A 20,888-nucleotide genomic window follows, 5' to 3' on the forward strand; every position below is an offset into this window, starting at 1 on the left:
GGGGCCAAACGCACAAAAGTGGCATGCGGCGCCACCGCGCATCCCCCATCCCGCCATATGCGCGGGCCCGACCGCCAGCTTACACGCGGAACGCGGCGATAGCCTGGTCCAGTTGGCGCGCCTGCTCCTCCAGCGAGGCCGCCGCGGCAGCAGCCTGCTCGACCAGCGCGGCGTTTTGCTGGGTGCCTTCGTCCATCGACGTCACCGCCCGGTTGACCTGCTCGATGCCGCTGCTCTGCTCGGYCGAGGCGGCGGCGATTTCGCCCATGATGTCGGTCACGCGGCGAATCGCCGCGACCACGTCCTCCATGGTGCTGGCCGCGCGCCCGGCCAGGCTGCTGCCGGTTGCGACATGCGCCAGCGAAGTCTCGATCATGGACTTGATCTCGCGCGCCGCGCCGGCGCTGCGCTGCGCCAGGCCGCGCACTTCGCCCGCTACCACGGCGAAGCCGCGCCCCTGCTCGCCCGCGCGGGCAGCCTCGACGGCGGCATTGAGCGCCAGGATATTGGTCTGGAAGGCAATGCCGTCGACGACACCGATGATCTCCGCGACGGTCTTGGCCGCAGCGCTGATATCGCCCATGGTGGCCATCACGTCGCCTACCACCGCGCCACCCTGGTGGGCCACCTCGGCCGCGCTGACGGCAAGCTGGCTGGCCTGGCGCGCGTTGTCGGCGTTCTGGCGCACCGTGGAGGTCATCTGTTCCATGCTGGACGCCGTTTCTTCCAGGGAGGCGGCTTGCGCCTCCGTGCGGCCGGAGAGGTCGGCGTTGCCGGCTGCGATCTGCCGCGTGGCTGCGGTGATCGCACCGGCGCCCTGGCGCACGCGCCCCACTGTGTGCGCCAGGCTGGCCTGCATGCGCGCCAGGCCTTCAAGCAGGCGCCCCATCTCATCGCGGCGCGTAACCTGCACGGGATGGCTGAGATCGCCCGCCGCGATGCGGTCGAACTGCTTCAGCGCCAGATCCAGCGGGCCAACGATGGCGCGCAGCAGGAACACGGCGCAAGCGGCCGCCACCAGCAGCGCCAGTACGATGGCGGCAACCACCCCGTTGCGGAAATGGCGATACGCCACCTGCGACGCCTCGAAATTGCCGGCGGCCATCTTGAGTTGGAACTGGCTCAGCTTGAGGCTGCTGTCATTGGCGTCGCGAAACAGGCGGGAGAGCTTGCCGTCCATGATCTGGTCGGCCAGAGCGCGGTCCCCGGCCCGCAGCGCGACGATGATGGCGGCGATGCCATCGCGGTTGGCGGCCTCCCGCTTGGCCGCGACAGCCACGGCCAACTGGTCTTCCTCGCTGTCGCGCGGCAAGGCCATGAAGCGCTTCCATGCCTCGTCCGAACGCCGCGTCAGCTCTTCGGTACGGTCGAGCAAACCCTTGGCTTCCGGGCTGTCCGGGTAGAGCATGGCGCGGTCCAGCGCCGTACGCGCGCGGGTGAGGCTCAGGTCCGCTTCGCCCAGCGCCAGCGCCGAAGCGAGCTGGTTCGTGTAGGTGGACTCATGCGCGTCGTTGGCGGCACGCAAGCCGAGCAAGGCGGCCACTCCCACGCCCAGGGCAAGCAGGAACAGCAGGGAAACGGTAGCGAGAAGGCGGGCGCGAATGGTAAGGCTGGCAAGCATGGCGAGGTGCCCGGAGGCTAATGGCTGTGGAGCCCGCGCTGGGCTGAAAGCCTGTCTATCGGTGCGGTGCGGCGACAACTTGAGGGTCGGCCGCAAGTTGTGCGCAAACAGACACCTGGCCGCCTATTTCAAGCATCGGGATTGATCTGACGCAAACATCGGCATGATCCCGGTCAAGTCCGGGCCACGGCCTCCGTTAGTCCGGTGATCTCAAACCCCTGTCCCGATCCGATGATGAATAACCTGAGCGTGCGCACCGCCTTGCTGGGCATCCTGGTGACCTTTGCATGCATGATCGTGTTTGGCGCCGGTGTCGGCGTGCTCGCGCTAGGCGCCGCCAACCAGGCAACCGGCCGCGTCCAGCAGCTTTCCGCCTCCACGCTGTTGCTCAACGATGCGTACAAGGACATGACCCGGGCCCGCGCAGCGCTAGCACGGGCCTACGCCACGGCGCGCGAGGGTGGTGCCGGGGTCGATGCCGGCGCGCTTGATGCCGCCGCCAAAGCCCTCGGAAATTCCGCCAGGGCGTTGCAGCGCTTCGAGGCCACGCCCGCGCAGGAAGAGCAGGACGCGTCCCTGCGCCGCCAGGTCGCCGACGCCGCGCGGCGCCATGCCGGCACGATAGAGCGCGCCATGGCAGCGCTGCGCAGCGGCGACGCTGCTGCCTATGCCACCCTCAACGACAAGGAAGTCACGCCTTCGGGCGCGGACTACTCGGCGGGTGTCGAGCGCTTTCAGGTGGAGGCGGCCCGGCTGTCGCAACAGGAAACCGAAGCAAGCAGCGCGCGCTACCAGTTGGTGGTGAAACTGGTGGTGGTGGGCATCACCGCAGCGCTGGGCCTGATCGTGGCGGTACACCTGGGGCTGCGCGCGTTCGTCGTAGCGCCCCTGGCTGCCGCCGCCGAGCATCTCGACTGCGTGGCCAAGGGCGACCTGAGCCACCGCGCGGTGGCGGCCAGCGGCAATGAGGTGGGACGCGTGCTCGCCGCCGTGGCACGCATGCAGGAGGCGCTGACGCGCACCGTCAGCCAGGTGCGCGCAAGCTCCGACTCCGTCAACACCGGCGCGCGCGAGATTGCCGCGGGCAACACCGACCTGTCGGCACGCACCGAGCACCAATCCGCATCGCTCGAGCAGACCGCCGCCAGCATGGAGGAACTCACCTCCACGGTCAGCAACAACACGGAAAGCGCGCGCCAGGCCAGCGAGCTGGCCGCCGAAGCCGCCCGCCTGGCCACGCGCGGCGGCGACGACGTACGCGGCGTGATACAGACCATGGGCGACATCAGCAGCAGTTCGAAGCGGATCGCCGACATTATCAGCGTGATCGACGGCATTGCATTCCAGACCAATATCCTGGCGCTCAACGCCGCCGTGGAAGCGGCGCGGGCGGGGGAGTCGGGACGCGGTTTCGCCGTGGTGGCGGGCGAGGTCCGCGCTCTGGCGCAACGCAGCGCCAGCGCCGCACGCGAGATCAAGTCCCTGATCGACGACTCCGCCAGCAAGGTCGGTGCGGGCAACGCACTCGTCGCCCAGGCCGGCCAGACCATGAGCGAGACCGTGGACGCCGTGCAGCGCCTGGCGCGGATCATGGAAGACATCTCGTCGGCATCGCTTGAGCAAAGCGCCGGCATCGTGCAGGTCAGCGAGGCCGTCACCCAGATGGAGGCCGTCACCCAGCAGAATGCGGCGCTGGTGGAACAGGCGGCCGCCGCGGCCGGATCGCTCGAAACGCAGGCGCGCCAGCTTGCCGAGGCGGTCGGCGCCTTCCGGCTCGCGCAGGCCGCCTGAGGGCCAGCACGCACGCCCCTCTACAACCACCTCAGGCCACTTTCATGCAGCCGCCAGTCCGCGCTGCAAAGTGGTCTTGAGCATGGAGAACACCTGCCGCGCCACCGGGTTGGCCGCATTCGGCCGGGCCCACAGGTAATACGTCACATCGGGCAGGCGCGGCAGCCCGTCCTTGTCGCCCAGCACCCGCATATCGGCGCCAAGCAGGTCGATGCTACGGGCCGTGATGCCCAGGCCCGCGCGGATGGCCGCCTTTATGCCAATCAGGCTCGGCGCAAAATAGGCCGTGCGCCAGGGCACGCCGGCCTCCTTGAGCGCTTCCAGCGCCAGCTTGCGAAACAGGCTGGGTTCGTCGGCCAGGATCAAGGGCACCGTGCTGCCCTGCTCATAGGCAAAATCCGCCGCGCACACCCAGATGGTGGGCGAAGTGCGCAACACCAGGCCATCCAGGCTGCTGTCTTCGCGGGTGGAGACAGTCAGGTCGATTTCCCCGCGCCGCAACGACTCCATCAGGAAAGGGCTGCGCCCGACATGGATCTCCAGGCGCAAGGCGGGGGAAGCCCGCGCGATGTGCGACAGCAGCGGCGGCAGGATGGTGTCGGCCACATCGTGCGGCGCGCCGATACGCAGCGATCCGGTCAGGTCGCCCTCGCGCAGCACGCGCAACGCCTCGTCGTTCAGGTTCAGCAGTTGCCGCGCATATTCCACAAGCTTGTTGCCATGCCGTGTGAGTTGCTTGCCGCGCCCCTGGCGCTCGAACAACACCAGCGCCACCTGCTCCTCCAGCCGCTGCATCTGCTGGGTGACGGCGGACTGGGTGCGATGCAGCCGTTCCGCCGCCGCGGCAAAGGTACCGTGGTCGGCAATGGCCACCAGGGTGCGCAGCAGGTCCAGGTCGAGATTACGCATTCATTAGACTTGCTTAAGTGTTTTCATGGGTGATTAAGTGGTTTTGGGCACGGGCCTTCATTACAGTGAAACCAGACAAAGATACGTCCCGCCCCGCAAACCAAGAACTATCAAGACTCAGCAAGGATTCTAGAGACATGTCGATCGCACAACAACGCCAGGCCGCCGTCGGGGAAACCATTCGATCCATCAAGGAAATCGTAGCCAGCGGCGGTGTCACCCGTGACTCGCTGGCCAGCGTCCTGGATCAGGTGGCGCAACTGGCGGCCAGGCCGCAACTGTGGGCCGAGAGCGAATTCGCCCCGCCCGAGGAAGGCGAGCGCCAGGCCCGCTACCTGATTGCGGAAGATCCCGACCAGAGCTTCGCGCTGTACCTCAACGTGATGCGGCCGGGCAAGCGCATCCCGCCGCATGACCACACCACCTGGGCCTGCGTGGCCGGCGTGGTGGGGACCGAGTACAACGACGTCTACCTGCGCACCGACGACGGCAGCGTGCCGGGCGTGGGTACGCTGGCGCACTCGCACACCGTGGAAGTGGGCCCGGGCTCGGGCATCGCGCTGCTGCCCGACGACATCCACTCGGTCGAAATTCGCGGCGAAGCCGTGATCCGTCACCTGCATATGTACGGCCGCGCCCTGGAAACCCTGACCAGCCGCACCGCTTATGACCTCGAAACGGGCCGTTGCCAGGCCATGAGCGTGGGCGTCAAGACGCGCCGCTAAGCGGCACCGGGGCGGTGCGGCACTGACACGCCCGCACCGCCCCGCCTCTGCCGAAGCCCTTTTCCAACGCACTACCGCTTGCCTCCCGCCCGTGCGCGGCCAGGAGGCCAGGCCCCCTTTTTGCCTGAAGAACCGCATGCCCGACATCCTTACTACCCATTACACCCTGCTCGATCCCGCTGCCCTCAAAGGCTGGCTGCACGACCAGGAGGAGATCGCCCTGTTCGATATCCGCGAACATGGCCAGTACGGCGAAGGCCATCCCTTCTACGCGGTACCGCTGCCTTACAGCCGGCTCGAACTAGACATAGGCCGGCTGGCCCCGAATCCTTCGGCGCGCATCGTGCTGGCCGACGATGGCGACGGCCTGGCGCCGAGCGCCGCGCAGGCCCTGGCGGCCCTCGGCTACACGCGCTTGTTCGTGCTGGACGGTGGCGTACCGGGCTGGCATGCCGCCGGCTATGCGCTGTTCGCCGGTGTCAATGTGCCATCCAAGACCTTCGGCGAACTGGCCGAGCACCATTACGGCACGCCCCGCGTCTCGGCCGCCGAACTGGCCGCCATGCAGGCCGGCGAGCAAGCCCCGGTGGTGCTTGACGGCCGGCCCGTCGCGGAATTCCGCAAGATGAATATCCCCGGCGCCATCTGCTGCCCCAATGGCGAGCTGGCCTACCGCCTGCGCGACCTCGTGCCGGACCCGGCCACGCCCATCGTGATCAACTGTGCCGGCCGCACGCGCAGCATCATCGGCGCCCAGACCTTGATCAATTTTGGCGTGCCCAACCCTGTATACGCGCTGGAAAACGGCACCCAGGGCTGGTACCTGAACGACTTCAGGCTGGAACACGGCGGCACGCGGCGCTATCCGGACAACGCCGCGCCCCGCGGCCTCGATGCGGGCCGCACCGCCGCGCAGGCGATGGCGCAGCGCTTCTCGGTCCCTCGCATCGATGTGGCCGAGGCCCGCGCGTGGCTCGACGACCGCTCGCGCACCACCTTCCTTTGCGACGTCCGCACGCCGGAGGAGTATGYCGCCGGGTCGGTACCCGGTGCCCAGAACACACCCGGCGGCCAGTTGATCCAGGCCACCGACCAATATGTGGGCGTGCGGCGCGCGCGCCTCGTGCTGATCGATGCCGATGGTGTGCGTGCGACCGTGGCAGCGAGCTGGCTGCGCCAGATGGGACACGACGCCGTAGTGCTCGAAGGCGGGCTGGAGGCGGCGCTTGGCGGCCGCCTGGCCGCGCCCGCCGGTCCGCAGGCGCCGGCTCGCGCCCTGCGCCGTATCGATGCCCCCACGCTGGCCGCGGGCCTGGCCGGGCAACAGGTGCTGGCGCTCGATGTGCGCGCCAGCATGGCGTATCGCGCCGGCCACGTGCCCGGCAGCCGCTGGTCGATCCGCCCGGTCTTTGCCCGCGACCTGGCCGGCGTGCCAAGCGACACGCCGCTGGTGCTGATCGGCGACGAAGGCCAGCCGGGACTGGCCGGGCTGGCTGCCGGCGAACTGGCGGTGCTCGGCTACCGCGATGTCCGCCTGCTGGCCGGCGGCGTGGATGCCTGGCAGGCCGCGGGAAATACGCTCGCCACGGGGGACGAGGCGAACAGCCTGCCGGATGCGCGCTGCATCGATTTCCTGTTCTTCGTGCACGACCGCCACGACGGCAACAAGGAAGCCGCGCGCCGCTACCTGGCGTGGGAGACCAACCTGATCGGCCAGCTTGACGCGCAGGAACTGGCCACTTTCCGATTCGCCTGATCCGGCCAGCCCGGGATCGTTCCGCAACATGACCCGCCAACAGCGACCGAGCCCTTCGCGCATCCGGCACCCGCCCGCACGCGTGCTGGGCCATGCGCGCGGACGGCAAGGCGAGTCGCCTGGCTTTGATTCCCACACGGCTCGACGGTGCAGCGCCAAGGGGACGTCCCGGCATTCCGGGAACACAGGGGCAAGCGGGGCCGCAGAAGCCCGCCCGGCCCCCCTTCGCTCTGGCATCTCTCTACATACAAAGGGGTTCTTCATGTCACGCATCAAGCAGGTACTGGCCGGCACTTTCGCCACCGTCGCAGTCCTCGCCATCACGATGGCCACGTCCGCTACATCCGCCACTGCACAGCCGCTGGCGCCGGTTGGCGGTTTCCCGTCGCAGCCGCTGCGCTTTGTCTCGCCGTTTCCGGCCGGCGGCGGCAACGATGCCGTCACCCGCATCGTCACCACGCGGCTCACCGAAGTGCTCGGGCAGACCGCCGTCACAGACAACCGCGGTGGCGCCGGCGGCAATATCGGTACGCGCTTCGTGGCCGAATCCAAACCCGACGGCTATACCTTGCTGACCTCGCAGGTGTCGGTGATGGCCGTCAATCCGACGCTGTACAGCGCCCCCGGCTTCGACCCGGTCAAGAACTTCATGCCGGTCACGCAGATCAACGCGGCGCCGCTGGCCATCGTGGTGGCAGCCAATGCGCCGTGGCAGACGTTTGCCGAACTGGCCGCCCAGGCCAAGGCCCAGCCGCAGAAGATCACCTTTGCCACGCCCGGCAACGGCACGCTCTCGCACCTGGTTGGCGTGGTGCTGGACAAGGACAGCGGGGTGGCCCTGCAGCATGTGCCCTACAAGGGTGCCGGCCCCGCCATCAACGATCTGCTGGGCGGGCAGGTGAATGTGCTGATCACTTCCACCTCCTCGGTGGCGAGCTTTATCCAGAGTGGCCGCATGCGTGCGCTGGCGGTCACCAGTCCACGCCGCCTGGGTGTGTTCGCCAAGGTCCCGACGCTTGAGGAACTCGGCTATCGCAATGCCCGCTTTGAAGACTGGTATGGCGTGTTCGCGCCGGCCGGGACTTCGCCCGAGCGTATCGCCTATCTGAACCGCGCCATCGCGCAGGTGCTGCAGATGCCCGAAGTGGTGAAGCTGATCAACGAAGGCGGCAGCGACGTGGTGGCCAGCAAGCCGGACGCATTCGCCGCGCAGCTCAAGAGCGACATCGCGCGCTGGTCGCACATCGTCAAGCTCTCCGGCGCCCGCGTGGACTGATCAGCCTGGATTCGAAGCGGGCGGCATGGCTCTTGCAGCCGCCTGCACAGGCAACGACAAAGTACAAAAGACAAGCACCAGCCGTCATCACCGCCGTGCCACCCCGGCGCGGCGTCCTACCAGGCCAGGCCATGAAAAAGCAAAGCATACTTACCCATCTCGCCCACGTCGGCCGAACCGCCTCCGTGGACGGCGGCCAGCCGGTCAATCCGCCCGTGGTGCGCGCCAGCACGGTGCTGTTCGACTCGGTGGCGCAGATGCGCGAGATGCGGGCGCGGCGCGGCAGCGAGCGCCTCTTCACTTATGGCGCGCGCGGCAACCCCACCGCGTTCGCACTGGAAGACATGGTCACCGAGCTGGAAGGCGGCTACCGTACGCGGCTCTTTCCCAGCGGGCTGGCGGCGGCGGCAATGACGCTGCTGGCCTATCTGCGCCCCGGCCAGCATGTGCTGCTGCCCGATTGCGTCTACGAGCCGGTGCGCAAGCTCGCCGAAGGCTTTCTCGCGCAGCACGGGATTGCCACCAGCTTCTATGCCGCCGACGGCCACGACCTGCAAGCCAGGCTGCGGCCCGAAACCCGTCTCGTGTACGTGGAAACGCCCGGCTCGCTGGCCTATGAGATGTGCGACCTGCCGGCCGTCGCCGACATAGCGCATCGTCATGGCGCGCTGGTGGCGGCCGACAACACCTGGGGCTCCGGCCTGCTGTACCAACCACTTGCGCTCGGCGCCGATATCTCCCTGATGGCCGCGACCAAATACCTGTCCGGGCATTCCGACGTCATGATGGGCACGGTCTGCACGACCGAGGCCGCCTGGCCCGCGTTGGCCGCGCTGGCCGACGCCTTCGGCATCGCTGTCAGCCCGGACGACGCCTATCTGGTGCAGCGGGGCATGCGCACGCTGGGCGCCCGCCTGTCCCAGCACGAACGCGGCGCACTGGCGGTGGCGCACTGGCTGTGCACCCGCCCCGAAGTCGCCGAAGTGTTCTGCCCCGCCCTGCCCGGCGACCCCGGACACGCACTGTGGCGCCGTGATTGCCACGGCACCAACGGCCTGCTGTCGTTCTCCCTGCGCGATGCCGCGCCGGATGCCGCCGAACGCTTCATCGACAGCCTTGCGCTGTTCGGCATCGGCGCCTCCTGGGGCGGCTTCGAGAGCCTTGCTGTGATCGCCGACATGCACGCCGCGCGCACCGTCACCGACTGGTCGGCGCGCGGGCAGGTGATCCGCTTGCATATCGGGCTGGAGGAGATCGACGACCTGCTGGCGGACCTGGCGCAGGGGTTCGCGGCGATTGCCGCTGACAAGGAGACCGTCCTGCCTTTGGCGACACACGCGGATGCGCTGCCTGCACTGTCCGGGCATTAGCAGGTGTCCGAATGGCACTGCGTCTTGTACCTCTGTGCTAGCATTGCATTCAATGCAAGCACAGGAGACCGGATATGGCGACACTGACCATTCGCAATATTGATGAGGATCTCAAGGCACGTTTGCGCATTGAGGCCGCACAGCACGGTCGCTCAATGGAAGAGGAGGTTCGCGTCATCCTGCGTCGTGCCCTGAACAAAGCACCTGGCCCCGGCCCATTCGGAAGCCGGTTACACCAGCGCTTTGCAGGCCTGGCTGATCCGGGGATCGAGCTACCCCCACGCGAGGAACAGCCTCGGTCGGCGGATTTGCCCGAATGATCGTACTCGATACCAATGTAGTGTCGGAGTTCATGCGGGCACAGGCCGAGCCGGCTGTCATCGGATGGCTCGACCGGCACTCACAACATGAATATGCTGTAACGGCGGTGACCGTTGGCGAGCTTCTATTTGGCATTGCGCGCTTGCCGGAGGGGCGCAGAAAAAGCGGGCTACGAGAAGCAGCGCTCCAGATGCTCGAGGAAGAATTCGCGGGACTGGTGCTTCCATTCGACGAAGCGGCCGCCGTCCACTACGCCGCGCTGGTGTCCCAGCGGGCTCAAGCCGGACGCCCCATCAGCATGGCAGATGCCCAGATTGCGGCTATTTGCTCTCATCATGGCGCCGTACTTGCCACACGCAACGGAAAGGACTTCGAAGGAATTGGCCTGACTGTCGTGAATCCATGGATGGGTTGATAGCGAGCGCCAGCGGAGATGTCCAAGCCTGTGCCCTGACCGTTTATCCGCGCGAACAACATCGGCGATCTTCAGGTTCGCCCTCTTCGCTTGCCCGCCTCCGCACAGGATTACAATGCCGGCTTTGGCGTCCCTCACGCAATGCCCGCGACCATAGCCGACTGCCCTCCCGCCGTTTTCTCACCTGACGAGCAGCAGAGCTTCTACCGCCTCATCGCCTCGCGCCGCGACATGCGGCACTTCATTGCGGGGGCTTCGGTCGACGAGGCCGTCTTGCTGCGCCTCCTCCATGCCGCGCATAGCGCCCCCTCGGTTGGCCTGATGCAGCCGTGGCGCTTCATCCGTATCGCCAATCCCGCCCTGCGCGGGGAAATTGCCGCCCTGGTCGAGGCCGAACGGCAGAACACGGCGATGGCGCTGGGCGAGCGTGACGGCGAGTTCCTGCGCCTGAAAGTGGAAGGCGTGCGCGAATGCGCCGAGCTATTGGTGGTTGCGCTGGCGCCCGACGATGGCACCGTGTTTGGCCGGCGCACCATGCCGCGCGAGATGGCGCTATGCTCCGCCGCCTGCGCCATTGAAAACCTCTGGCTGGCGGCGCGCGTGGAGAATCTCGGGCTGGGCTGGGTTTCGATGTTCGCGCCGGACGCGCTCGCCACGCTGCTGAAGCTGCCGCCGGGCGCGCAGCCTATCGCCATTCTCTGCCTGGGGCCGGTGCAGGCCTTTTATCCCGCGCCGATGCTGGAAGTGGAAGGCTGGCGGCAGGGGCGCCCGCTGGCAGCCATGATGTCCACCGATACCTGGAATCAGCCTGACGCCTGAAGCGCTCTCAAGGCGCGACCGACGGCTCCCGCTTCATGCAACGCAGCACAAAGGTGGAATGGCTGTGCCGCAAACCCGGCAGCTTGTAGAGCTTGTGGCGCAGGAACTCCTCGTAGCCTTCGGTGCCCGCCACCGCCACCTTGATCAGGTAATCGTATTCGCCGGTCAGCAGGTAGGCTTCCATCACTTCCGGCAGTTCGGCCAGCGCTTCCCCGAAGCGATCCAGCATCTCGTCATCGTGCCGGTCCAGCGTGACTTCGATCAGCACGGTATCGGGCAAGCCGAGCGCCTTCTGGTTCAGCAGCGCCGCATAGCCCTCGATCACCCCGCTTTCCTCCAGGGCACGCACGCGGTTCCAGCAGGGCGTGGGCGACAAGCCGACCTGCTCGGCCAGCTTGAGATTGGATAGCCGGCCATCGCGCCGCAACGCGCGCAGGATGCGCCGGTCCGTTTCATCGAGCTTCGGGGTGGTTGCCATGGTTTTTGCCACTACAAGAGATGAAGTTACTGCTCAATCTATCATAGATAGATAATCCATCTCCAAATTACGCAAAACCGAAGACAATAAAGAAGCTCATTCTGGGGCCCCGCTGGTAAATTTGCCGCATGAACTTCACACCCGCCTCCCCCACCGGTGCCGACGCCATGCCTACCCTGAACCTCGCAGTGCAACTCGAACGCAGCGACCTTTTCAGCGCCATCGAATGGACGCTCGCCAACGCCCGCCGCACCGGGCTGCGCCTGCTCGACATGCGCTTCGGCCACGCGGCGGCGCCCCACCAGCTCACGCTGTCGGTCGCCGCCGGCGATGCGAACCTGCTGGATCTGTTCGTCAAGCGACTGGAAAACGGCGCCGATGTGCTCGACGTGCTGGAAGTGCTGGAAGTGCCGGATGTCCCCGCGCCGGCAAAACGCGCCGTACCGGCGGCGCAGCCGGTCGCCATGGAATCTTCGCTAGAATGCATCTGAGCCGCCGATGCCGGAAATGGTCAGCGCGCGGCTCGGTGACGCCCGCTCCGGGCGCCGTCCCCTGCGCCGCGGTGCCTCCACATCGCGGCGGATACCGTGCCAGCCGGTCGTTCGGAATGCGTCATGCCACGTCGTTTGCCGCCGCTCTCATCCCTTCGCTTATTTGAAGCCGCCGGGCGCCACCAGAGCTTCAAGCTCGCTGCCGCGGAGTTGAGCGTCACGCCAAGCGCGGTGAGCCACGGGATCGTCGGACTGGAGCAGTCGCTCGGCGTCGAGCTCTTTATCCGCGAGCCCCGCGGGCTGTCCCTGACGCCGGCGGGCGCGGACTACCTGACCTACGTGTCCAAGGCGTTCTCCCTGCTCGAAACCGGGACACAGCGCCTGCCGAACCAACGGGAAAACCGCACGATCGCCGTGAGCTGCGCGCCCACCCTGGCATCGCGTTGGCTGTTGCCGCGCCTGCATGGCTTTCGCGCGCGGTGGCCGGATATCAATGTCACCGTCGACACCTCGCAGCGGCTGGTCGGTTTTCCCGCCGACGGGTTCGATTTCGCCATCCGGATGAGCCGGGCCCCCACCGCTGGCGCTTGCTGGACCCGGCTGTTCGGCGAGCAGCTGGTCCCGGTATGTAGCCCGCCTATCGCGACAGCTTGCTCGATGCAAACGGCACCATGGACCTTCGGCGCGCGACGCTGATCCACGTCAACCCCGCGAGCGAAGACTGGCAGGCCTGGCTGGATGCCGCGCACATTGCCGGGATCGCGTCATCCGGCGGTTTGCGCTTCGATACGATCCAGCTGGCCTTCGAAGCGGCCAGCGCGGGCCTTGGCGTCGCGCTGGGCAGGCGGCCGCTGGTCGACAGCGATCTCGCCAGCGGGGCGCTGGTCGAAATCGGGCCCGAAGTGATCTCCGCCCGGACCGCCTACTGGCTGGTAAGTGCGGCGGGCGCGGATCACCGGCCCGACCTCTCCGGCTTCAGGCAGTGGCTGCTGAGCGAAGCCGGGGCCTTCGAGGACAGCGCCTCGGCCGCCGTTTCAATTCCATAGCAAAGCCACAGGCAAAGCCGGCGCATCGCGCACCGATCCGCGATAGCACAGGTGAATTTCCCTCACCTGTCGTCAAGATCTTTTCCTTTGCCGCATCGCCCCTCCGCTGCCAGTATTGGCGGCACGAGGAGGGCCAAACACCATGTTGACGGCACCCAGCAGGCAAGCTGCATCTTTAACGCACCCGGCAACGCTCGTCGTTGTGTCGGCGGCGCTCATCCTGAGCGTCGTCATGGGTATCCGGCAGACCTTCGGGCTATTTATCGGGCCACTGTCGTTCGACCGCGGGATGCCTGTCACCGTGATCGCGTTCGCGATCGCGCTTCACAATCTGGCGTGGGGATTCGCGCAACCGTTCGCGGGTGCCGCGGCCGACCGATACGGGTCCGCGCCGGTGGTTGCCGCCGGCGCGCTCAGCATTGCCGCCGGCCTGGCACTCGCGGCCATGGCACCGTCGGGCGCCATGCTAGTCGTCGGCATCGGCCTGCTGTTCGGCATCGGGATCAGTTGCACCAGCTTCGGCGTCGTCCTGTCGGCGGTTGGCCGCATGGCATCCCCCGAGAAGCGCAGCATGGCGATGGGCCTGGCGAGTGCCGGCGGATCGCTCGGCCAGGTCCTCATGGTTCCGCTTGCGCAGGCGGTGCGGGAAACATCGGGCGTATCGGCGTCGCTGTTCGTATTCGCGTTCCTGATGCTCGTGGTGGCGCCATTCGGGATCCTTCTGGACCGCCGGGATGCGTGCCGCGCGCCACTGGCGGAGCCGCAGGCGTTTTCCCTGCGTGAAGTCTTGTCCAGGGCGTGCCGGCACCCCGGCTATCGCCTTCTCACCATTGGCTTCTTCGCCTGCGGATTCCAGCTTGCCTTTATCGCCACGCATTTGCCGGGCTATCTGACGCTCTGCCATATGCCCATGGGACTGGGGGCGACGGCGCTGGCCCTGATCGGGCTGTTCAATATGCTGGGAAGCTGGGCATGTGGCTGGCTGGGCGGCCGCTTTCGCCAGCAGTACGTGCTGGGCTGGCTCTACCTGGTCCGGTGCGTGGCCATCGGCGCCTTCCTGCTGGTGCCGAAGACCTCCGCCTCGGTCGTTATCTTCGCCGCCGTGATGGGCCTGACCTGGCTGGGGACCGTGCCGCTGACGAGCGGGCTGGTGGCGAAGATCTTCGGCACACGCCACCTGGGAACGCTGTTCGGCGTCTGCTTCCTGAGCCATCAGGCCGGCTCGTTCCTGGGTGCATGGCTAGGCGGCTTCGTCTTTGACGTGACCGGTTCCTATTCGCTGGTATGGGGCGCCACGGCAGCCGCCGGGCTGCTGGCGGCGATATTGCACTTCCCCATCGACGATACCGTGATGGGCACCCCTGCCCTTCGATCGGATCCGGCGCCAACGTAGCCAGCGGACATTCACGCGCGCTCGCGCTGCTCGAAACTCCGCGTGAAATAGACCAGCCCGGACTGCGCTCGCAACCGGTAGAGCGAAGCCGGGCGCCGCCCGGTTTCCTTCTGCGTGCCGAGCTCTTCCAACAGGCCCGCCGCCAGCATGCGGGTCCGGAAAGCCTTTTTCTCCAGTGGCCGGCCCAGCACGAGTTCATAGACGTGCTGCAGCTCGCCAAGCGTAAAGTCCGGCGGCAACAGGTGCGCGGGCAGCGAAGTGTATTCGGTCTTGCCGCGCACGCGCCCAAGCGCCGCGCCCAGGAGGTCGGCGTGATCGAAGGCCAGCGGCACGGACACGCCGTCGCCCTCCACCGGCGCCCAGCGCAGGTCGGCGGCATTGCCGCCCTTCTGCGGGGCCAGGGTGGCATCGGCCAGCAAGGCCATGTACACATGGGTGGTGGACCAGCCGCGCGGATCGCGCTTGGCGCTGCCCCAGCTGCCCACCTGTTCCAGATACGGGCTATTCACTCCGGTCTTCTCCGCCAGCTTGCGCAGCGCGCACCCCTGCAGATCCTGATCCCGTTCGATGTCCACGAAACCGCCCGGCAGGGCCCATTGCCCGGGGAAAGGCTCGCCTTGCAACTGCGGGCGCTGCACGAGCAGCACCTGCAAGGCCCCGGCACGGATGGTAAGGATGACCACGTCCACGGTGGTCAGCGGGCGCCCGAAGGCGGGCGCGGCGGGCTTCGTCATAGGGCTGTGCGCTCCTTGCGGCAGGTTGTTCAGGCCGGATTATAAGTTGACAAGTGTCACAGCCCCACTTACATTAGTGGCACAGACACACTTAATACCCGCCACCGAATGCGGGCAATCAAAGACACCACGCGAAAGGACCACCATGTTCGGCATCCGATTCATCAAGGCAGATCCCACCACCTACCTGATGCAGATGAAGAGCGGCAAGATCGTCCGCGAAGGCAGCGGCCAGTCGTTCTACTACTACGCGCCCACCACCTCCCTGGTGGCGGTGCCGGTGGGCAGCCAGATCCTGCCCTACATCTTCGAGCTGATCACCACCGATTTCCAGTCCGTCACGGTGCAGGGCAATCTCTCCTATCGCATCGCAGAGCCGCGCAAGACAGCCGCCATGCTCAATTTCGCGCTCAAGCCGGATGGCCGCAACTACATTTCCGAGGATCCGCAGAACTTGCGCACCCGCGTCGAAGGCGTGGTGGAAGTGCTGGTGCAGCAGGCCGTTAGCGCGGAAACGCTGCGCTCCGCCCTGCAGGCCTCGGACCGCATGGCGCGCCAGGTCGAAGGCGCGCTCAAGAGCCAGCCGGACGTGCTCGCTTTAGGGCTGGAAATCCTCTCGTTCTCGATGGTGGCCGTCAAGCCGCGCGCCGAAACCGCGCGCGCCCTGGAAGCCGAAGTCCGCGAACAAATCCTGAAAGCCGCCGACGACGCCATCTACGCGCGCCGTAACGCCGCGGTGGAAAACGAACGCGCCATCAAGGAGAGCGAGCTCGACACCGAAGTCGCCGTGGAACTCAAGCAGCGCACCATCCGCGAGACGCAGATGGAAGCCGAAGCCGCGGTGCAAAAGAAGCAGGCCGAACTCGAAGCCAGTGGCATGGAAGCGCAGATCGCGCTGGAAGCGCGCCGCAAGGAATTCGTGGGCCTGGAGGCCGATAACACCCGCACCACCGCCGAGGCCGAGGCACACCGCCTTGGCGCCGTGATGCAGGCGCTGCAGGGCGCAGACGCGCGCATCGTGCAGGCGCTGGCCGCATCGGGCATGGCCCCAGGCCAGTTGATCGCGCAGGCCTTTGGCGGCATTGCCGACAAGGCGGAGCGGATCGGGCAGCTGAACATGTCGCCGGAGCTGCTGCAGTCGCTGCTGGCACCGCAGGCCAAGGGCCGCGGCTGAGACCATACGGGACAAAGGGAGCAAGACACATGGGCACAGCCGCCGATCGCAAGGTAGTGCTGGTGACGCGCAAGACGCGGCTGGAAGAACTGCTGGCGCGCTACCACTCGCTGGCGCAGGCACGCTTCTACCTGGAGCACCTGGGCGCGGACATCACCGATTACCGGCGCGAGCACGACACCTACCTGGCCGCGCGCGAGCAGGTCGCCGCCGTGCTGTCGCGCTACCTGCGCAGGCAGGTGGTGGACCGCCAGTTCCTGCCTAATTTCCTGTTCGGCCCGGACGACATCGTCGTCGCGCTGGGCCAGGACGGCCTGGTCGCCAACACCATGAAGTACCTCAATGGCCAGCCGTTGCTCGGCGTGAATCCCGACCCGGCGCGCTATGACGGCGTGTTGTTGCCGTTCCAGGCTGGCGACCTCGCGCGCGTGCTGGCCGAGGCGATGCAGGATCGCCGCCCTGCACGGCCAGTCACCATGGCGCGCGCCGAGTTGTCGGACCAGCAGGTGCTGTACGCGGTCAACGACTTCTTTATCGGCCCGCGCAGCCACACCTCGGCGCGTTATGAGGTCCGGCTCGGMGCGCAGTGCGAGGTGCAATCGTCGAGCGGGGTCATTGTCTCGACCGGGCTCGGCTCTACGGCCTGGCTCAAGAGCATCGTCACCGGCGCGCGCGCCATCGCGCAGGCGGACGCACCGTATCAGGCCTTGCCGTGGGATACCGACCGGCTGGTATTTGCCGTGCGCGAGCCCTTTCCCAGCCGCGCCACCGATGCCACCCTGGTGTATGGCGACATCCCGCGCGGCGAGCAGATCGTGCTGCGCTCGCTGATGCCCGAGTCCGGCGTGATCTTCAGCGATGGCATCGAAGCGGATTTCCTGCAGTTCAATGCGGGCACCGAGGCACGCATCGGCGTGGCGGAGCGCAGCGGGCAACTGGTGCAATAGCGGCGGCGCGCGCTGCTGTCCGCGCTATGCAAGCTCCGGCAGCAGTTCGATCCCGTCCAGCTCGGCGGCACAGGTATCGCGCACGATAGAGACAAAATCGCGCACATAGGGCCGCTCCGCCAGCGCGGCCGGCGTGGTCGCATACAGCTCGCTCCACAAACCCTTGGCGCCAATCCGCTTGGCCAGCACATAGTCGTGGTCGACGTAGTTCTTCACGCCCCAGTTGGGCAGCGCGGCCACGCCGCGGCGGCTGGCCACCAGTTGCAGCACCGCCACCGTCAACTCGGCCGTGCGCCGCTGCAGCTTGATGCCGGCGGGCTCCAGCACTTCGCGGATCAGGTCGATGCGCTGCTCCGGCACCGGGTAGGTGATCAGGGTTTCGCCGGCCAGGTCGGCCGCCTCGATCCGGCGCTTGTTGCGCAGCCGGTGCTCGTTGGCGATCACCGCCAGAATCTCGAAGCGAAACAGCGGCGCCACCGCCAGTCCGCGCTTGGCCGGCGGCAGCGAGCCGATGACCATGTCGGTGCGTCCCTCGGCCAGCAAGGCCAGCGGATCGGCGTGGAACCCCGCCACCAGGTCCACCTCCACTTCCGGCCAGCGCCGGCGGAACTCGTCCATCACGGGCATCAGCCAGTCGAAGCAGGTATGGCACTCCAGCACGATGCGCAACTCCCCGCGCGTATCGCCTTTGAGCCGGGCTAGATCGCGTTCGGCCGTGCTGATGGCGGCAAGTGTCTCGCGGGCCAGCGCCAGCAGGCGTTCGCCGGCCGGGGTAAAGCGCAGGCCCTGGCGGGTACGGTCGAACAGCGGCAGGCCGTAGTGCGCCTCAATGCCCTTGATCTGGTGGGACAGCGCCGACTGGCTCACATGCACGCGCTCGGCGGCCGAGGCCAGCTTGCCTGACTCGGCGATCGCCACCAGGGAGCGCAGGTGCCTGACTTCGATCACGGCTGGCTCCTGCGTTGGGCCGGGCAGCGCCTGGTCGGATTGATATGAAATTGATTCATACGTTGATTAAATCTTATCGCTTGATTCATTTTACTCCGGATTCCAAACTGGGCGCCATCGTCACATCTCACATACGGAGCATTGCATGGCACGCACCCATATCCCCGGCTTTCCCCGCATCGGCGCGCAGCGCGAACTGAAGTTCGCCCAGGAGGCCTTCTGGCGCGGCGAAACCGACGAAGCCAGCCTGCGCCAGGTGGCGGCCGGGCTGCGCCAGCGTCACTGGCAGTCGCAGGCGCAAGCCGGGCTGGACAGCGTCGCGGTGGGCGACTTCGCCTACTACGACCAGGTGTTGAGCCTGAGTGCGTTGCTTGGCGCCCTGCCCGCGCGTTTCGGCTTCGACCCCGGGCAACTGAGCCTGGCGCAGTATTTCGAGCTGGCCCGCGGCAACAAGGCGCAGCCCGCCATGGAAATGACCAAGTGGTTCGACACCAACTACCACTACCTGGTCCCCGAACTCGCACCCGATACCCGCTTCGATGGCGGCGTGGACTGGTTCTTCGATGAAGTGGAAGAAGCGCTGGCGCTGGGCCTGACGGCCAAGCCGGTGCTGATCGGGCCGGTCACCTACCTGTGGCTGTCCAAGACGCATGTGGACGGCTTCGACCGCCTGAGCCTGCTGCCCGGCCTGGTGGCCGCTTATGGCCGCATCCTGGCCCGCCTGCGCGAGCGCGGCATCGAATGGGTGCAGATCGACGAGCCGGCGCTGTGCCTGGACCTGGCGCCGGCGTGGCTCGATGCGTATGACGGCGCCTACGCCGAACTGGCCGGCTCCGGCGTAAAGCTGCTCCTTGCCACCTATTTCGACAGCGCCGCCGACCACGCGGCACGCGCTGCCGCCCTGCCGGTGCAAGGCTTCCACATCGACCTGGTGCGCGCGCCGCGGCAGCTCGACGCCTGGCGCAAGGTGCTGCCGGCCAATGCGGTGCTATCCGCCGGCGTGATCGACGGCCGCAATATCTGGCGCACCGACCTGCGCCGCGCGCTGGCCATCCTGGCGCCGCTGCACGCCGAACTCGGCGAGCGCCTGTGGGTCGCGCCGTCCTGCTCGCTGCTGCACGTGCCGGTTTCTCTCGATGCCGAGCACAAGCTCGATGCGGAGATCAAGACCTGGCTGGCCTTCGCCACCGAAAAGCTGGCCGAAGTGAAAGTGCTGGCGCGCGCGCTGAATGAAGGCGAGGCCGCGGTAGCCGCCGAGCTTGCCGCTACCGATGCCGCACTCACCTCGCGCCGCAGCTCGCGCCGCGTGGTCAACCAGCAGGTGCAGGCACGCGTCGCGGCGGTCAGCGCCGCCATGGCGGAACGCAAGAGCCCCTTCCAGACCCGCATCGAACGCCAGCGCGCCGCGCTGCAGCTGCCGGCGCTGCCGACCACCACGATCGGCTCCTTCCCGCAGACGACCGCGATCCGCCAGACGCGCGCCGCCTACCGCCGCGGCGAGATCGGCGCGCTGGACTACCTGCAACGCATCCGTGCGGAAATCGAGACCGCGGTGCGCAAGCAGGAAGCCCTGGGACTGGACGTGCTGGTGCACGGCGAAGCCGAGCGCAACGACATGGTCGAGTATTTCGGCGAGCAACTGTGCGGCTACACCTTCACCGAGAACGGCTGGGTGCAGAGCTATGGTTCACGCTGCGTCAAGCCGCCCGTGATCTACGGCGATGTGTACCGCCCCGAGCCGATGACGGTGGAAACCACGCGCTATGCGCAATCACTGACCGAGCGTCCGATGAAGGGCATGCTGACGGGTCCCGTCACCATGCTGCAATGGTCTTTCGTGCGCGACGACCAGCCGCGCGCCACCACCACTTTGCAACTCGCGCTGGCCATCCGCGATGAAGTCTCCGACCTGGAGCAGGCCGGCATCCGCATCATCCAGATCGACGAACCCGCCTTGCGCGAAGGCTTGCCGCTGCGCAAGGGCGACTGGGCAGCGTACCTGGAATGGGCGGTGCACGCGTTCAAGATCTCGGCCGCATCGGTGGCGGACGAAACGCAGATCCACACGCATATGTGCTATGCCGARTTYAAYGACATCCTGCCSGCCATCGCCGCGCTGGATGCCGACGTGATCACCATCGAGACCTCGCGCTCGGCCATGGAACTACTCGAAGGCTTTGGTGCGTTCGACTATCCCAACGAGATCGGACCGGGCGTGTACGACATCCACTCGCCGCGCGTGCCGAGCGTGGAAGCCATCACGCACCTGCTCGAACGGGCTTGCGAGGTCATCCCGCCGCAACGCCTGTGGGTCAATCCGGACTGCGGGCTGAAGACGCGCGCGTGGCCGGAAACCGAAGCCGCGCTGGCCAATATGGTGGCCGCCGCGCGCAGCCTGCGCGAGCAGATCGGCAAGACGGGCGCCCCCACCTGGCAGCGCACCACCCGCCGGGCGGGCCTCGGCGGGCACGCGGCACAGCATGGCACGGGCCACGCAGCGGGCTGTGTCGATTGCGTGAGCCACGCGGCCTGAGCAACCCGGCATCGAATGAAGCCGGCTTAGATCGAATTAAATCGAATTAAATCGAGTTAGCAAATACGTCAGCCAGCTTTCCGGTGTGCGAAGCATGCCGGAAAGCTGGCTGTTTTTTGTTTCCCGACGGGTAAAAGGAAC

The 20,888-nt window shown here is 67.0% G+C and carries 18 protein-coding genes and 1 pseudogene; 14 read left to right on the top strand and 5 right to left on the bottom strand.

All coding sequences use genetic code 11. The features are described 5' to 3' along the window. Nucleotides 1-79: 79 nt before the first annotated feature. Nucleotides 80-1,621 (bottom strand): methyl-accepting chemotaxis protein, encoded by a 1,542-nt coding sequence (locus tag AC1DT6_RS20450; protein ID WP_477114834.1) that lies wholly within the window; start codon nucleotides 1,619-1,621, stop codon nucleotides 80-82. Nucleotides 1,622-1,855: 234 nt separating this feature from the next. Here AC1DT6_RS20450 and AC1DT6_RS20455 point away from each other — a divergent pair, with 234 nt between their 5' ends. Beyond that, complete coding sequence (locus tag AC1DT6_RS20455) at nucleotides 1,856-3,412, top strand: methyl-accepting chemotaxis protein (protein WP_441629102.1); 1,557 nt, start codon at nucleotides 1,856-1,858, stop codon at nucleotides 3,410-3,412. Between the two features lie 42 nt (nucleotides 3,413-3,454). Here the strand turns inward: AC1DT6_RS20455 and AC1DT6_RS20460 are convergent, their stop codons facing one another. Further along, a complete protein-coding gene (locus AC1DT6_RS20460) occupies nucleotides 3,455-4,321 on the bottom strand; it encodes a LysR substrate-binding domain-containing protein (RefSeq protein ID WP_441629090.1) in 867 nt (288 codons plus the stop codon). A gap of 137 nt (nucleotides 4,322-4,458) precedes the next feature. On the opposite strand from AC1DT6_RS20460, the gene AC1DT6_RS20465 reads away from it, so the two are divergent. The 7 genes from AC1DT6_RS20465 (at nucleotide 4,459) to bluB (ending at nucleotide 11,003) form a co-directional block, all read left to right on the top strand. After that, a complete protein-coding gene (locus tag AC1DT6_RS20465; RefSeq protein ID WP_441629092.1) occupies nucleotides 4,459-5,046 on the top strand; it encodes a cysteine dioxygenase family protein in 588 nt (195 codons plus the stop codon). Nucleotides 5,047-5,182: 136 nt separating this feature from the next. Continuing rightward, entirely contained in the window at nucleotides 5,183-6,802 is a 1,620-nt protein-coding gene (locus tag AC1DT6_RS20470) for a rhodanese-like domain-containing protein (protein ID WP_477114835.1), read from the top strand. Between the two features lie 262 nt (nucleotides 6,803-7,064). Beyond that, on the top strand, nucleotides 7,065-8,078 hold the full coding sequence (locus tag AC1DT6_RS20475) for a Bug family tripartite tricarboxylate transporter substrate binding protein (RefSeq protein ID WP_441634953.1): 1,014 nt from the start codon (nucleotides 7,065-7,067) through the stop codon (nucleotides 8,076-8,078). 131 nt (nucleotides 8,079-8,209) lie between these two features. Further along, a complete protein-coding gene (gene metC / locus AC1DT6_RS20480) occupies nucleotides 8,210-9,448 on the top strand; it encodes a cystathionine beta-lyase (RefSeq protein ID WP_441634951.1) in 1,239 nt (412 codons plus the stop codon). A 74-nt stretch (nucleotides 9,449-9,522) separates the two neighbouring features. Then, nucleotides 9,523-9,768: a FitA-like ribbon-helix-helix domain-containing protein gene (locus AC1DT6_RS20485; protein WP_441634949.1), complete on the top strand. Its 246-nt coding sequence runs from the start codon at nucleotides 9,523-9,525 to the stop codon at nucleotides 9,766-9,768. Beyond that, complete coding sequence (locus AC1DT6_RS20490) at nucleotides 9,765-10,184, top strand: type II toxin-antitoxin system VapC family toxin (RefSeq protein ID WP_441634947.1); 420 nt, start codon at nucleotides 9,765-9,767, stop codon at nucleotides 10,182-10,184. The genes AC1DT6_RS20485 and AC1DT6_RS20490 overlap by 4 nt, the downstream gene beginning before the upstream one ends. A gap of 141 nt (nucleotides 10,185-10,325) precedes the next feature. Continuing rightward, the gene (gene bluB, locus AC1DT6_RS20495) at nucleotides 10,326-11,003 is read left to right on the top strand and encodes a 5,6-dimethylbenzimidazole synthase (protein ID WP_441634945.1); all 678 of its coding nucleotides are present in this window, start codon (nucleotides 10,326-10,328) and stop codon (nucleotides 11,001-11,003) included. A 7-nt stretch (nucleotides 11,004-11,010) separates the two neighbouring features. On the opposite strand, the gene AC1DT6_RS20500 is transcribed toward bluB, so the two are convergent. Next, nucleotides 11,011-11,481 carry an Lrp/AsnC family transcriptional regulator gene (locus AC1DT6_RS20500; protein ID WP_441634943.1) on the bottom strand — a complete coding sequence of 157 codons (471 nt, stop codon included), beginning with the start codon at nucleotides 11,479-11,481 and terminating at the stop codon, nucleotides 11,011-11,013. A gap of 128 nt (nucleotides 11,482-11,609) precedes the next feature. Between AC1DT6_RS20500 and AC1DT6_RS20505 the strand changes: the two genes are divergently transcribed. The 3 genes and pseudogenes from AC1DT6_RS20505 to AC1DT6_RS20515 all read left to right on the top strand — a co-directional run bounded on the left by AC1DT6_RS20505 (nucleotide 11,610) and on the right by AC1DT6_RS20515 (nucleotide 14,411). Next, nucleotides 11,610-11,972: a hypothetical protein gene (locus AC1DT6_RS20505; protein WP_441634941.1), complete on the top strand. Its 363-nt coding sequence runs from the start codon at nucleotides 11,610-11,612 to the stop codon at nucleotides 11,970-11,972. 123 nt (nucleotides 11,973-12,095) lie between these two features. Continuing rightward, nucleotides 12,096-13,018: pseudogene (locus tag AC1DT6_RS20510) on the top strand (LysR substrate-binding domain-containing protein). Between the two features lie 142 nt (nucleotides 13,019-13,160). Continuing rightward, nucleotides 13,161-14,411, top strand: a complete 1,251-nt coding sequence (locus tag AC1DT6_RS20515) for an MFS transporter (RefSeq protein WP_441634939.1) — start codon at nucleotides 13,161-13,163, stop codon at nucleotides 14,409-14,411. Between the two features lie 11 nt (nucleotides 14,412-14,422). Here the strand turns inward: AC1DT6_RS20515 and AC1DT6_RS20520 are convergent, their stop codons facing one another. Next, entirely contained in the window at nucleotides 14,423-15,145 is a 723-nt protein-coding gene (locus AC1DT6_RS20520; protein ID WP_441634937.1) for an NUDIX hydrolase, read from the bottom strand. 145 nt (nucleotides 15,146-15,290) lie between these two features. Here AC1DT6_RS20520 and AC1DT6_RS20525 point away from each other — a divergent pair, with 145 nt between their 5' ends. Together AC1DT6_RS20525 and AC1DT6_RS20530 are read left to right on the top strand one after the other, a co-directional pair. After that, the gene (locus AC1DT6_RS20525; RefSeq protein ID WP_035864275.1) at nucleotides 15,291-16,319 is read left to right on the top strand and encodes an SPFH domain-containing protein; all 1,029 of its coding nucleotides are present in this window, start codon (nucleotides 15,291-15,293) and stop codon (nucleotides 16,317-16,319) included. Between the two features lie 29 nt (nucleotides 16,320-16,348). Next, a complete protein-coding gene (locus tag AC1DT6_RS20530) occupies nucleotides 16,349-17,266 on the top strand; it encodes a diacylglycerol kinase catalytic domain-containing protein (protein ID WP_441634935.1) in 918 nt (305 codons plus the stop codon). A gap of 24 nt (nucleotides 17,267-17,290) precedes the next feature. On the opposite strand, the gene AC1DT6_RS20535 is transcribed toward AC1DT6_RS20530, so the two are convergent. After that, nucleotides 17,291-18,214, bottom strand: a complete 924-nt coding sequence (locus tag AC1DT6_RS20535) for a LysR family transcriptional regulator (protein ID WP_441634933.1) — start codon at nucleotides 18,212-18,214, stop codon at nucleotides 17,291-17,293. A gap of 145 nt (nucleotides 18,215-18,359) precedes the next feature. Here AC1DT6_RS20535 and metE point away from each other — a divergent pair, with 145 nt between their 5' ends. Continuing rightward, nucleotides 18,360-20,747 (top strand): 5-methyltetrahydropteroyltriglutamate--homocysteine S-methyltransferase, encoded by a 2,388-nt coding sequence (gene metE / locus AC1DT6_RS20540; protein WP_441634931.1) that lies wholly within the window; start codon nucleotides 18,360-18,362, stop codon nucleotides 20,745-20,747. Nucleotides 20,748-20,888 lie beyond the last annotated feature (141 nt).

This window comes from Cupriavidus sp. 01L45 (assembly GCF_056399885.1).